The sequence below is a fragment of the Rothia sp. P4278 genome (assembly GCF_048512945.1).
Lineage (GTDB): Bacteria > Actinomycetota > Actinomycetes > Actinomycetales > Micrococcaceae > Rothia.
In genome coordinates this window covers 27,611-40,525 of the sequence record NZ_JBLXXU010000001.1, presented here as the reverse complement: position 1 = coordinate 40,525, position 12,915 = coordinate 27,611, and the positions used below count along the sequence as shown (strand labels likewise).

Sequence of the window (12,915 nt, the reverse complement as noted above, 5' to 3'; positions counted from 1 at the left end):
TCCTTTCGCACCAGCACCTAGTTCACCCAGGCGCCCTTAGCTTTCAATATCGGCTCCGGGTCCAGGTTGCCCGACCGGTCTTTGAACCACCCAAAATTTCGGGTATCAAAACCAGGCTTATAAATCTCTAAATGCAGATGCGTGGGCGGCTGCTTCCCACCCATCTCCAAAATCGAGCCTGCGGTATTACCCTCAACCCCAATCACATCTCCACGTTTAAGCTCCTGCCCCACACTGACCTGCTCAGAATGCAAATGACAAAAACCAAACGTGAACTTAGGCTCGGCAACAGCAGTACCCCATACGCAACCGTCCTTGGAATACTCTTCAATAATGACCAAGTCAGTAGGAGCAATAATAGGGACTCCCGGGTTATAGCCAGCCCCAGGGGTAGCAATATCTACGCCCCAGTGCATACCACCATTCTTGGCGTCGACACCATTGCCTAAGTCACGAGCGCCGTACCCGTTTGTGTACACACAGCCGGGGCAGGGATTAGTCCATTCACCCTCCCCAAGGTCACCATCCCAAGTCACTGGCTTACACGATTCAGAGAACTTCACCTGGGCCGCACCTAAAATCTTCTTCACATACCCCTGAGTCTCAGGGAATGGAGGGATACCCCCATACTGCTGCACTGCCCCCGGACCAGCATTATAGGCCGCCAGCGTCAGCTCAAGGAGCTTAGTAGCATCATCACCCGCTTTGTCTATGAACAGGGTTTTCAAATCATTCATATAAAGGGCATAAGCTTTCATCGCATCATCCGGGTTATAAGGGTCCCCGCCAGGCACATACTTATAAAACGTCGAGTCAATAAACTGCGCCAACCCCTTAGCACCAGCAGGGGAACCAGCATGAGGGTCAAAATTGGACTCCGCCCAAATCTGCGCAGCAACAACAGTCTCCGGTAACGCTGTTTCCTGCGCGGCCTTCTTAATCCGCTCAGCATGTTCCGGGGGAACGTTAATAGTGCGGCCGCCCTCAGAACCAGTTGACTCAATCCCAACCGTGCACCGTTGCGAGGCATTCTGAACTTCCTGTTGCTGCTGCCAGCCCACCACAGCAGTATTCATCAGCAAAAAAGCCACCAAGGCTAAAACAGTACCGAAAATAAAAATAGCCGGCGCAAAAGCAATGAGGAATTTAGCAAGCAAACCTTTAGCGATAAAACCTGTTGCCCGCCTAGTAACGCTCATCGTCTAACCCACCAAACCGTCTCGCTCATGCTGTCCCAGATGGGACAGTTCCGCCGAGGAATTCACGTCCTTGAAATCCTTCTCTACACCACTGGGCATCCCAAAAATCAGAATCGTCACCAGCAAGAAGCCAACGACCAGCAAAAAGGTTAACAACCCGAAAATAGCTATCCGGCCACGGGAATCACCGATCCAAGCCCCCAACCGCTCAACAAGCTCAGACGACTGCGAGAAGTCCTCCCGGAACCGCTGCAACAGGGAAACATCGTCAGAATCAGTCTGTGAGGAATAACGTGAACGTCTACGAAAAATACCCATACACACCATTCAGATTCCTACCTAGTGGGCGTAAATCATCCTCATCTCAAGAGAAACCCATAACGCGGGGGCTACCGCCGCCCCCACACCCCTGCGCCAGCACCCGCTGGACCCGGCTGCCGCACAAAACCCGGCCCCTCCTTACGCGCAGAGCGCGACAGAGGGGCCGGGTTTTGCTTGCCCTGAGAAACGGTGGTTAGGTAAATCTGTGTTCACCTGAATTAGTCAAGAAATAGAACAAGGCGGCTATGCTCTAACCCGCTTGGGGGCAGGTAGAACACAGCCACCTTTTACTAACACCGAAATTCTCTTTCTTCACCCACTGCTCGTTATATCCTCCCTACAAAGAACCACTTTCCACCAAAGACCTGGCAATCATATAGAACTGCTGACACCGATTAATCAGGATTCGGCAGGTATTCGGTGAGTAGCCAGTCATCTCACCAACCTGAGCAATAAGCACCTGCTTATCTACAGCCCAGCCCCCAGCCTGCAAGACCGCAATGGGGAGAGTGCGCAGCCATGCGCGTTCAGCATCGTCGCTCTCTGGGAAACATTCAAGGAGTTCCCGAACGTTCACTGGTTCCAGCTCTCGCCCCTGAGTCCTCCGTTCCCAGTGCACATCCAAAGCCTTATCCACTAATGCTGCAAGATCCTGGAATTGTCGATGGGAGTGACGTAACGTAGCGGGACTAATGCCAAGCCTCGTTGCAGCTTCTTTTACATCCCCATCACACTCACGGATAAGCACCATAGACCTATCAACCATCTCGTGGGAATCACTCACCGCATAGATGACTTCCATGATTTTAGCTAACCTACCAGCTCCTACTATCTTGTCCGTTACCTGCACACCAATATCCTCAGTAACCGGGTGGTAGGACTGGTGAACTTCATCGTGCATGAACGACCCGATGGGAGCTTCTTTGGTTGATACTCCACCTGACTGCTGGAGGATTAGATTTTTGGCGATACCCATCAACCAGCCTTGGAAGTTCCCTTTACTGGCATCGTAGGAAGGCAACCGTCGAGTAGCGGTAATAAAGGCTTCTTGGGCAACATCTTCTGCTGTTGCCCCTTTGCCCAGTGCCCACATCCGTTTAAGGACATATTGGCGTACTTGTGCGTAGTCGGCCAACATCGTTTCGTTCCAGGTGTTCTCTGGTGTAGTTGCAACCATAATCATTCACCGCTCAGTCCACCGTATTGAAGTTGCTCTCTCATTGCTCCCCCTGGAAAAGTTCAGGCCGTGCTTCTTTGAGCTCATTCAGGCGGTTTGATCCGGTACGTGGGCTCTTCCCAATGAACCTTCCAACGGATGCACCAGTGACCTTCTGGCCGGCATCAAGCTGGTTTTTTACCCATGCTGCTAGCAACTCCATGTCATCCGCCCCTTCCTTCTCAGAGTCATCAATATTCTGTTGAGCCGGTTCAGCTTTAGGTGGCTCTGGTGCTAAATTGTCGGGTGTCTCGGTCTGCGGTTTTTGGTCTTGTTCAGGTGAAGCCGATTCTTCTGAGACGGCTTCTTTTACACCGGAGAGAGTGGGCAATGCGTGCATGCTACCCGTTCTACCCTTATTAGTTGCTGGTAGCTCTTCCTGTGGTTTGGAATGCTGGTGCGCCACTGAATCTAGGATTTGGATACCCTTGTCTGAGGTATCAGGTCCATTAGTCAGCGCTACTGGTGCCCGAAAGGCAAGACGTGAAAGTTCTTCAGTGGCAGCAAATACTGCAATCGGGGCCGCGGCGGCGATAGTCGCTCCAATGACCATCTGAACCAAGGTTGTTCCCTCGCCCTTGCTCAGGGCATGGACGGCATTCGCCACAACTGAGATGAGAGTGAATACCCCTAGGGATACCCAAGTGGCCGCCACTCGTTCGTTTCGTGCTTTGTGGATGACGGCAGCCATTGAGTAGGCAAGTATCGAAATATCGATGAAGGCCGGGACTGTCCATCGCAGGTAGCTAGGTAGCCCTACCCAGGCAGCAACATCCAACAAGCCGTTGAAGCTGACTAAGAAGGAGGTGACTCCAAGGATGAAGATCAGCACAACTGTGAGCCACAGAGTCTTAATGGAATCTGGATTGATACGAGGGCTACTGGTAGGGGTTATTTTCACGGCTTCCTTATGGCCTCTGCTAAACTGACCGTGAACAGTACGCAACGGTCGTTGAATAGCTAGCGTGTCCTGTTTATTTAAATCGGTGGGAGTCTTTTGGGTTGAAGCTGAAGGCTCCCACTTTTTTGCGCTCATTTTCTGGCTACTCATCATCGCCCCTCAAACCGCTCAGTACGGTGTCAATGGTAAGCACTGATGAGTCAAGCACTTTGATGATTTCTTCGTTTTCTCCAGTGAGATCAGGCTGAAGATTGAAGAGGTTGATAAGCCCAGCAGTAGCCAATAGCGCCCGGGAGGTCGCAGTGACAAGATGCAGGGTGACGACATCGCTATCGAATCTCTGTCGGTTGTTTGCAAGCATGGACGCTTTGATGGCTTCTTCCAGCTCGGTAGCTAAATCCTCTACCGCTGTCAGCCCATAATCGAGACGGGCTTGTGATGTTGGAGGTGAGACCTTTACCTGGGGCTTATCTTCCTTTGTGCTACTGAAGTATCCAATCCCCATTGACTCTGCTGGCATGTCTAGCAAGCTCTCGTCGAGTACCGGTGCATATTTCTTTTTACTCGTGCGAACTTTGCCGTCTTCACCAGTGATTTCCAGTTCATCGGGCAACTTATTTTCTTCCTGAGCCTTCTGAATCTCACGATTTACCGTAGTCTTTGAGATTCCTGTGCTGGTAGCAATCGCTCGGGTAGGCATACCTGCCTTTGCCATCTGAATAACGGTCTGGGACCGTTCTTCCTTGGGCAGAGCCACCCGTAGATCTCCGAACTCGCCTGTGATGTACCCGTCCCAGCTGGTGTATCCCAGGGTTTTCCATACCTGGTGTTTCCAGGCGTTGATGTAGAGCTGGGAGGTGTCATGGAGGGAATCGCGCAGGCGTGCGGTGAGAGTCTTTGCTTCCTCTAGGGGTAGTTCTTCTAGCAGGTCTGTGTTTTCGATAGCAGGAGCTACGATTTTTTCGATGGTGGTGCTCATGGTCTTTTCCTTTGTTGTTTTTCTTATTTGCTGGATTTCAGTTCTTTGCGCACAGCGCGGGTAGCGTCAATGATAAAAACTGTGCCCAAGGCAATAATCAGAGCTTCGATGGAAAGTTCGGCCGTGGTTCCAGCTATGAAGCTGCTTCGTTCGTCCTGTAGGTCAATTCCAGCGTTATGTAAGCCGATGGCTGCCGTGATAAGGATTGCTAGTCCCGCGAAGATAAAGATCAGTGCCCATTTGGCGAATCTAGCCAGAATTAGAAATGCGATGTTGCTTGCTGAATTTGCCTGCTTTGTGGTGCTGTTCTGTTGTGCAAGGGTGGTCATGGTTTTCCTTTCGGTTGGGTTTGGCCCGCGAGTCGGTCTGCCCGGCAGCCGGGGCACTCGTTGCCCTGGACGTGCTCGGTGTGATGTAGGGGGCAGGTTATGCGTTGGGGAGCTGTAGCCGGTTTTAGCTGCTGTAAGACTGATTCGGCCAGTGAGACCAGTTCACGGAATTCCTTGGAGATACATGAGAAAGCGAACCGCTGAGGGCTCCTAACTGTCTGAGTGGAGCGGGCAAAGACTATTTGGATAACTTGGGCCAGCACTTCATCAGATACCGGGTCAAGCTCGTGGCCAGCTTGTTGCAGGTCTTGCCGTAGCTTTTGGTGATTGACTCCTTGGGTGATTGGTGCCGGGGGCATATCAGTTTTTATTGCTTCGGTCTGTCCGTCAGTCCTTGAGTTATCCACAGGCGCTGTTTCTTTGACAGACTGACTGATTGGGATAGTCAATGGGATAGTCCGTGCGCGCGTTCCTTTTAATGCGGAATCTTCAAAAATGTCAGAGTGATACCTAGCCTGTGTCAGAGTGACACCTTGTGTGTCATCAGGTGTCAGAGTGACACCTACTGGTTGATTAGGTGTTTCATAACTGGGTGTCAGAGTGACACCTACTGTAGATAGCGAGTTATCCACAGGCTGCCCATCTTCGCCCATGCTTACAATCGGTGCCCCAAAATGTGCTTGCCCGGCCTTGTGTAACTGCTTCAATGCTTTCAGCGTTCGCCAGGGTGTCTTGGTCCCGATGTTGTAAAGGTGCAGCACAATGAGGTCTGTTGAGCGGCCACCAAATTTTTTATATGGGCGGCGTTCACGGTGCAACAGATCGGCTTCCTCGAATTCTTTGAGGATGCGAATTACGGTTGATTTACTGACGCAGGTTTCATGCATGATGAACGCCAGGCCCTTATCACCCTCATGGTCAGCGATATAACCATCATCGTCAGCCTGTTCCGCCAGAAACCGCAAGACTGATGTTCGAGGCACAGCACCGTTCTCGAACTCATGTGTTCTGGCCCATTCAATAGCCTTGCTACTCACGCCACGCCTCCAACGACATGCCGCGTTAACTCTTCAATGGGCACCTCCATATAGATTGAAATTTTTTCAATCTCGCTGGGCCTAAACTCAATCAGCCCATTGAGCCTCTTTCGCAGTGATGTCTCAGAAAATCCGAGAAGTTCGGCCAGTTCGTGACTTTTAACGTTGCGACGCGAGGCTTCTGCCCTCACGTTTGCAGCAATCGATTCTGAATAACTCATGGTGCAAGACTATAACTCACAGTTGTATCTTGCAAGATGGTTTCATAACTTTAAGTTATTTTTTTGAATTTTATGTTGCCTTGCAAAATCATGGGGTGTACCGTATCAACCATGAGAACTGAAATTGCATTAACCCCAAACCAGGTTGCAGGCCGCGAAATCAAGACTTGGATGCTACGAACTGGCACAAAGCAGAAGGATCTAGCTGAACTTCTAGAGATGACCCAAGCAGGCGTCTCAAAGAAATTGCGAGGGGATGCGGCGTTCACACTCGATGACCTCTTGAAGATTGCCGCCTTCTTCGACCTGTCGTTGGCTGAACTTTTGGGCGAGGGCGTTCTTAACGCAAAAATCCCCTCCACTGCACCAGGCAGTGAAGGGGAGAAGAAAATCGCCCCAATCGGTTTCATACCGACTGGGGCGACCTATCAAGTTGCGGGGACAGGATTTGAACCTGTGACCTCCGGGTTATGAGCCCGGCGAGCTACCGAACTGCTCCACCCCGCGGCGACTCATATAACTATACACACCCCTACTCCTCAGCGCAAGTTGAAAAGACTATTTGTGAGTGAGAGTACATTTGTAGTTCCGCAAAAACTTAACTCACCTGCCCCTGGCTCTCTGATCTGCCCAGTCATACTGCTGGGCAACCAGCCCCCCCCCCCAGAAACCTAGCCAGCACAAAAGGCGCGGCGCCCTCCCCCGCAGGGGAGAGCACCGCGCCCTCAGATGGAGCCAGGATAGCTAGCCCAAGAAACCGGGCAGCTAGAGCGAGCTAGTTGCCAGCTGATGCTGAGGGGCTAGCCGAAGGACTAGCGCCAGAAACCTGACCTTCGATACCCTCAGCCTCAATCGCGCGCTGGAGGGAATCGTTCAAACGCTTCTGAGCTTCACCGTAGGCAGTCCAGTCACCGGCCTTCATAGCGGCATCGGAATCCTGCATAGCCTTACGGGCATCCTGTAGCGCGCTCTGCAGGGTGCCACTGTCACCACTTGCGGTGCCGCCGGTGGCCTGAGTGGCCTCGGACTCATCGACACCGGCGTCGGTGGCTGTCTGAGCACCTGAGGAGCCACTAAAGAGCTCGTTCAGGGCCTCCTCCAGGGTGGGGGCAAAGCCAACCTGCTCACCAAAGCCCACCAGCACGCGGCGTAGCGACGGATAGGCCGCATCACCGGAGGACTGAACATAGACCGGCTGGACATAGAGAATACCGCCGCCCACGGGCAGGGTCAGCAGGTTGCCGTTGATAACGTCCGAAGCGCCCTGGCGGAGCAGGTTCAGCTCGGTCGAAACCGCAGTATCAGAGTTAAAGACGTTCTGCGCCTGGCCGGGGCCAGGAACCACCGATGAACGCGGCAGTTCCAGCAGGGTCAGTTTGCCGTAGCCTGCGGCCTTCTCGCCGTCCTTACCGGTCCCCGCGTCACCGTTAGCAGAGAGGAAGCCGTACATGACGTTACGGGTGTTGCTATCCGACTGCTGAGGGATAAAGGAGGTGGTCAGCGAGAACTTAGCGGAATCCTCGCCGGGCATCTGCAGGGACAGGTAATAGGGCGGGAGCGGCTTACCGCTATTGTTGGTGGGGTCGTTCGGGATTGACCACATATCATCCCGCGCGTACAGGCTTGAGGCATCGGTCACATGGTAGGCGTTGAGCACCTCACGCTGAACCTTGAAGAGGTCCTGCGGGTAGCGCACATGCCCAATCAGTGATGCGCTCATCTCGCTGTAGGGGCGCACCGTCCCGGGGTAGACCTTCTGCCAGGTCTTCAGAACCGGGTCCTGGTCATCCCAGGCGTAAAGGGTCACCGAACCGTCGTAGGCATTCACAGTAGCCTTGACGGAGTTACGAATGTAGTTGACCTGCTTGTTGGGCAGAGCCTGCGCGACACCGGTAGCTGTCTCTGAGTCAGCGGTAGCGCTCTCAAGGCTAGCTGCCTGCGAGTAGGGGTACTGATTGCTGGTGGTATAGGCATCCACGACCCACTGGACCTGACCATCGATAATCGCCGGGTAGGGGTTCCCATCCACCGTCAGGTAGGGGGCGACCTTCTTAACCCGGGCTGACGGGTCACGGTCGTAGAGGATCTGGGACTCAGAACGTACCGCATCTGAAAGCAGAATGTCAGAAGACTGGAACTTAATAGCGTAGGACAGACGGTTAAAAGCGTTACCGATATTGGGGCCGCCCTTGCCAGTAAAGGTGTACTTGGCGTCATTCCCGCTGGCGTCGTCAGTGGTCTGTGGGCGGTCCAGTTCCAGGGGCTCGTCCTCAGCGCTACCTCCCACAATAGAGTATTCCGGGGAGCTCTGACCAAAGTAAATGCGCGGCTCATAGTCCTCGCTAATAGCACCGGTCGCGCGGATACCGGACTGAATAAACTTGGGCTTACCGTCAGCCTCAACCTGGTTGCCGTAGGCGGCAATCACACCGTAGCCGTGCGTGTAGACAACGTGCTGGTTCACCCAGGATGAGTTGGCGTTCTGCGCTGGGTTCAGCTCACGGGCCGCAATCACGGTATCGGTTTCTACCCCGTTAATGGAGTAGCGGTCCACCGAAAGATTCTTGCCGAACTGGTAGTAGGGGCGGAACTGCTGAAGCTGGGCGAAGGCACCCGAGACCACGTTGGGGTCAAGCAGGCGAATGTTAGAAATCGTTTCGCTCTCCCCCCGCAGGGCACCTGCGGCAGTGGAGGTCGTAGCATCGTAGTTCTTGACCTCGATAGCGTCAAGGCCATAGGCGGCGCGAGTGGCATCAATATTGCGCTGAATGTAAGGGGCCTCAGTCGCCTGCTCGTTGGGCACAACCTGGAAACGCTGAATAACCCAAGGGTAAATACTGCCTGCCACCAGAGAGGTCACAACCAGCACCACGGTGCCAATAAGGGGCAGGCGGAAATTGCCCTTAAGAATTGCCACGGCAAAGAGCGCAGCCACCAGAAGTGAGGCAACAGCCAAAATGGCGTTAACCGGGATGATTGCGTTCACGTCGGTGTACATGGCACCGGCCCACGAACCGCTCTGATCCTGGGTAGCGTTATAGCGGGCCAGCCACAGGCTCGCCGCCCGCACCAGAATAAAGACGGCACCCAGCAGAGCCAGATGACGGCGGAAGAAGACTGTGGTGGTGATGCCCTTTTCACCCACGATGATTCCACCGTAGAAGTAATGCACCACCAGGCCAGCCATGGCCGAGAACAGGATAAAGGTGCTCAACAGACCGGTCCCAAAATTAAGGAAAGGCAGAGTAAAAAGGAAGAACCCCAGATCAAGACCGAACTCGGGGTCGGTCTGGCCGAAGCTCTCACCGTTCATAAACAGGAGCACAGACTCCCACTGGCTGGTAGCACCCGCGCCCACAAAGGCACCCAGCACCAGGGGAACCACCAGGAGCATGAGCTTACGCATCTTATCGATGCTCTTACGGTAGCGCTCCATGTTCTGGTTGAACACTTCCTGGATATCTGCGTAAGGATCAGGAACTGGGTCACCGTTAGCGTCAATGCGCGGAGCCGATGCCCGCCGGGGGGCGGGGGTCTGCGGTACACCGTGTTTGTAGGCGTAGCGCATACTAGCCCAGATAGCCAGACCGGCAAGTAAGGTTGAGCCTAGGAAGACAGCACCCTTAGTCAGGTTCTGGGTAATGAACACCTGCAGGTAGCCCAACTGGTCATACCAGAGGACGTCGGTGTAAATCTGGGTGGCCCCAACAAAAGCAATGACGAGAACCGCCACGATTGCAACGGTCATGCCCAGGGGCTTGTTCTTACCTTGGGGCCTGCGTGATGGAGAACGGGGAGGGGTGTTTCCGGTACTCACGGATGTCCTTTAGTTGTCTTGTGTGTCTGCCGCGCGAACGGCTCGGTCCCACAGCGCCACAATCAATACGGGGACGCTGTGTAATAAGAAACTATTTTGCCAAAGAACAGGGTGACTTACGAGAGCTGGCTTACCTTTTCAGCTCTCAGCACCGACTTTTGGGGCAGTGCAGGTCGGGAAGTTAGCGGGGTCTTGGCCCTGACCAATACGCGTCACCGCCTCGACCGCTTCATCCAGGGTCTCCACCTTAACCACCGACAGGCGGCTGGGGACCTTGCCCACCACCTCATCGCAGTTACTGGCGGGGGCCAGGAAGACGGTGGCACCGGCATCGGCGGCACCCTTCATCTTCTGCTCAATGCCGCCGATAGGGCCTACCGTGCCGTCAGATTCAATGGTGCCGGTGCCAGCAAAGTGCTCGCCACCGGTCATATCGCCCTCGGTCAACTCGTCAATAATACCTAGCGCGAACATCATGCCCGCCGAGGGCCCGCCCACTTCTTCTAGCCCGTACTTGACGGTCAGCGGGAAATTAAAAGTGCGGGAAAGATAGAGGCCAAGAACATAGCGACCGCTCTTATCGTTATATACGGGGGTGACCGTTACCTGCTGGGTCTGAGCATCACGCTTCAGGGTCACGGTGACAGGTTGGCCGCCGGAGGCATTAACCCGGTCAGTCAAGTCGGAATATTTGGTGAGGGGTTCATCGTTGATGTCCGTGATGATATCGCCCTCCTGAACCAGGCCTTCACTCGGGCCACCCTCCACCGCGCCAGAAACATTCAGTGTCTCGGTGTAGTCGATACCCAGCTGAGTCAGAGCCGCTGCCTGAGCAACCTCCTGGGAGTTGGTCATATCGGCGCTATTGCGAGCGCTGACCTCTTCACTGGTGACGGTGGGGTCATAGACCAGGTCGCTGGGGAGCACCGTGGTTGATTCCTCCAGCCAGGTCGACAAGGCACCCAGGGAACCGAGGGTTGAGTTGGGTCCACCGGCTACTTGCACGGTGGTCATGTCCAGGTAGCCGGTTACAGGGTAGGTCTCTGCGCCCTCAATCTCAATCAGCGGCTTCTTATTGAATTCGCCGATGGTGTTGAAGGTAGGCCCCGGGGACTCCGTGACAAAGTTCACGGGGATAACTAAAGATAGTAGGGAGAGGCCCGTAAGGCCTGTTGCGCTCACCGTGTATAGATTTATGTGGGGCTTGCGCGCAAGGCGGCCCATCTGTTCCCTCGATAAAAAACCCATAGGAACAAGATTACAAGTAAAAAATTCGCTCCGTCCCTCAACCCAGCAAACTCCCACTTGGCTGTGGGCTAAAAGCCACTTTTTGCGGCAGGTAGACCAGTAGGCTAGAGGGAAAGCGGGGCGGCGCTCCTGTTGCCCCACCGCGTGTTCTGGAAATGAGGCAAGCAGTGTCGAATCACCCCTTTGATTCTTCAGGTCATGACCCCCTAGAAGAGTTCCTGAAAAAACTCCGTGAGCAGGGTTTTGACCCCAATGCCATGAACGGTGCCCAGGCTTTTGATGCCGATGCCCTGCGCAAGATGGGTCTTCCCCTTGACCCCGCCATGTTCTCGGGTATTTTTGCCCAGGTGAATTCTATGATGAACGCTCAGAGCAGTGATGAGCCGGTCAACTGGGATCTTGCCCAGCAGAACGCCCGCCAGGTACTGGCCCTGGGCAAGGACCCTTCGATAACTTCTAGCCAGACCGGTGCGGTACGAGATGCCGCAGCTCTGGCTGACTTGTGGCTTGACCCTGTCACCATTTTTGAGCGTCCGGCCTTTAGCGTCGAAGCCTGGTCTAAGGCTGAATGGGTGGAGAACTCGTTTGCTACTTGGAAAGAAATTGCTGGCCCGGTAGCTACTGAGGTCACTTCGGCTATGAACGCTTCGATCCAGCAGCAGCTGCCCGAAGAACTTTCCGGCATGCTCGGTGGCGGCAATATTTTTGCGGGCCTGGGCGGCATGATGTTCGGTATGCAAATGGGGCAGGCTATCGGCAAGCTTGCTGAAGAGATTGTCTCGTCCACCGACATCGGGATCCCCCTGGCTCAAGGGCGTTCTGCTCTGCTCCCCGGCGGTGTTGCCGCTTTTAGTGAGGGCCTTGAAATCCCGGCCCAGGAGGTTATCCTCTACCTGGCAGTGCGTGAGGCCACTCTGATTCGCCTGCACAAGGCTAACCCCTGGTTACGCGAGGACATCATCGGCCTGATTCAGCGCTTCTCACGCGGTATTCGCGTTGATATTGAGCGTATGCAGGCATCAGCCCAAGAGATTGATTTTGATCCAGCTAACCCCGAGGCCATGATGGAGGTCTTTGCCGGGGACATGTTCGCTCCCCAGCACACCGAGGACCAGCAGCTGGCCCTGGACCGTTTGGAAACCCTGCTTGCTCTCATTGAGGGCTGGGTATCTCTCATTACCGAGCAGGCCACCAAGAATCTGCCGATGGCGCCCCAGCTTTCTGAGTCTATGGCCCGCCGTCGTGCAACCGGTGGCCCAGCCGAACACGCTTTCGCCCAGCTCGTCGGCCTGGAGCTGCGCCCCCGCAAGATGCGCGAAGCCCTGGCTTTCTGGCGGCATTACGAAGAGCAGCATGGCTTTGAAGCCCGTGATCAGCTCTGGCAGGGCCCTGAGACTCTGCCCACCAGTGAAGACCTCGATGATCCCGAAGGCTTTGCCTCCCGCCGTGCTCTGCTGACAGCTAGCCAAGATGAGTTCGATGCGGCTCTCGAAAAGCTCCTGGCCGGTGGCTACGACCAGCCCGATGAAGAACCCGGTGAAGGCTCAGAAGGTGGTGGCTCCCCCAAGGCTTAGGCCCTCAACCTTGGGGTTTATTTGATCCGAGGTAGGTAAGGCAGGCTCATAGCGAATTTGCTGGCCGGGGCTG

At 54.6% G+C, this 12,915-nt stretch carries 12 protein-coding genes and 1 tRNA gene; 2 read left to right on the top strand and 11 right to left on the bottom strand.

The genetic code is table 11. The features are described 5' to 3' along the window. Positions 1-17: 17 nt before the first annotated feature. The 8 genes from ACN085_RS00170 to ACN085_RS00135 all read right to left on the bottom strand — a co-directional run bounded on the left by ACN085_RS00170 (position 18) and on the right by ACN085_RS00135 (position 6,203). On the bottom strand, positions 18-1,157 hold the full coding sequence (locus ACN085_RS00170) for a transglycosylase SLT domain-containing protein (RefSeq protein WP_419110205.1): 1,140 nt from the start codon (positions 1,155-1,157) through the stop codon (positions 18-20). A 45-nt stretch (positions 1,158-1,202) separates the two neighbouring features. After that, positions 1,203-1,517, bottom strand: a complete 315-nt coding sequence (locus ACN085_RS00165) for a hypothetical protein (RefSeq protein ID WP_419110204.1) — start codon at positions 1,515-1,517, stop codon at positions 1,203-1,205. Between the two features lie 340 nt (positions 1,518-1,857). Then, the gene (locus ACN085_RS00160; protein ID WP_419110203.1) at positions 1,858-2,697 is read right to left on the bottom strand and encodes an RNA polymerase sigma factor; all 840 of its coding nucleotides are present in this window, start codon (positions 2,695-2,697) and stop codon (positions 1,858-1,860) included. A gap of 40 nt (positions 2,698-2,737) precedes the next feature. Continuing rightward, complete coding sequence (locus ACN085_RS00155; protein ID WP_419110202.1) at positions 2,738-3,637, bottom strand: DUF2637 domain-containing protein; 900 nt, start codon at positions 3,635-3,637, stop codon at positions 2,738-2,740. Positions 3,638-3,779: 142 nt separating this feature from the next. Then, entirely contained in the window at positions 3,780-4,616 is an 837-nt protein-coding gene (locus tag ACN085_RS00150; RefSeq protein ID WP_419110201.1) for a helix-turn-helix domain-containing protein, read from the bottom strand. A 23-nt stretch (positions 4,617-4,639) separates the two neighbouring features. Beyond that, a complete protein-coding gene (locus tag ACN085_RS00145; RefSeq protein WP_419110200.1) occupies positions 4,640-4,945 on the bottom strand; it encodes a hypothetical protein in 306 nt (101 codons plus the stop codon). Further along, the gene (locus ACN085_RS00140) at positions 4,942-5,982 is read right to left on the bottom strand and encodes a hypothetical protein (protein WP_419110199.1); all 1,041 of its coding nucleotides are present in this window, start codon (positions 5,980-5,982) and stop codon (positions 4,942-4,944) included. Before ACN085_RS00140 ends, ACN085_RS00145 begins: the two co-directional genes overlap by 4 nt. Continuing rightward, the gene (locus ACN085_RS00135) at positions 5,979-6,203 is read right to left on the bottom strand and encodes a helix-turn-helix domain-containing protein (RefSeq protein ID WP_419110198.1); all 225 of its coding nucleotides are present in this window, start codon (positions 6,201-6,203) and stop codon (positions 5,979-5,981) included. Before ACN085_RS00135 ends, ACN085_RS00140 begins: the two co-directional genes overlap by 4 nt. A gap of 72 nt (positions 6,204-6,275) precedes the next feature. Here ACN085_RS00135 and ACN085_RS00130 point away from each other — a divergent pair, with 72 nt between their 5' ends. Further along, on the top strand, positions 6,276-6,677 hold the full coding sequence (locus ACN085_RS00130; RefSeq protein WP_419110688.1) for a helix-turn-helix domain-containing protein: 402 nt from the start codon (positions 6,276-6,278) through the stop codon (positions 6,675-6,677). Here ACN085_RS00130 and ACN085_RS00125 read toward each other — a convergent pair. From ACN085_RS00125 to ACN085_RS00115, 3 genes are all read right to left on the bottom strand, one after another. Continuing rightward, positions 6,637-6,710: transfer RNA gene (locus ACN085_RS00125), tRNA-Met, on the bottom strand. The genes ACN085_RS00130 and ACN085_RS00125 overlap by 41 nt on opposite strands. Before the next feature lie 268 nt (positions 6,711-6,978). After that, positions 6,979-10,020, bottom strand: coding sequence for a UPF0182 family protein (locus ACN085_RS00120; RefSeq protein WP_419110197.1), 3,042 nt, complete (start codon positions 10,018-10,020; stop codon positions 6,979-6,981). A 138-nt stretch (positions 10,021-10,158) separates the two neighbouring features. Continuing rightward, positions 10,159-11,244, bottom strand: coding sequence for a PDZ domain-containing protein (locus ACN085_RS00115; RefSeq protein ID WP_419100564.1), 1,086 nt, complete (start codon positions 11,242-11,244; stop codon positions 10,159-10,161). Positions 11,245-11,435: 191 nt separating this feature from the next. Here ACN085_RS00115 and ACN085_RS00110 point away from each other — a divergent pair, with 191 nt between their 5' ends. Next, positions 11,436-12,842: a zinc-dependent metalloprotease gene (locus ACN085_RS00110; protein ID WP_419100565.1), complete on the top strand. Its 1,407-nt coding sequence runs from the start codon at positions 11,436-11,438 to the stop codon at positions 12,840-12,842. Positions 12,843-12,915 lie beyond the last annotated feature (73 nt).

Coding starts and splice junctions, on each gene's coding strand:
- ACN085_RS00135 (WP_419110198.1), bottom strand. CDS start 6,203: ATGAGTTATTCAGAATCGATTGCTGCAAACGTGAGGGCAGAAGCCTCG.
- ACN085_RS00150 (WP_419110201.1), bottom strand. CDS start 4,616: ATGAGCACCACCATCGAAAAAATCGTAGCTCCTGCTATCGAAAACACA.
- ACN085_RS00130 (WP_419110688.1), top strand. CDS start 6,276: ATGTTGCCTTGCAAAATCATGGGGTGTACCGTATCAACCATGAGAACT.
- ACN085_RS00115 (WP_419100564.1), bottom strand. CDS start 11,244: ATGGGCCGCCTTGCGCGCAAGCCCCACATAAATCTATACACGGTGAGC.
- ACN085_RS00145 (WP_419110200.1), bottom strand. CDS start 4,945: ATGACCACCCTTGCACAACAGAACAGCACCACAAAGCAGGCAAATTCA.
- ACN085_RS00165 (WP_419110204.1), bottom strand. CDS start 1,517: ATGGGTATTTTTCGTAGACGTTCACGTTATTCCTCACAGACTGATTCT.
- ACN085_RS00160 (WP_419110203.1), bottom strand. CDS start 2,697: ATGGTTGCAACTACACCAGAGAACACCTGGAACGAAACGATGTTGGCC.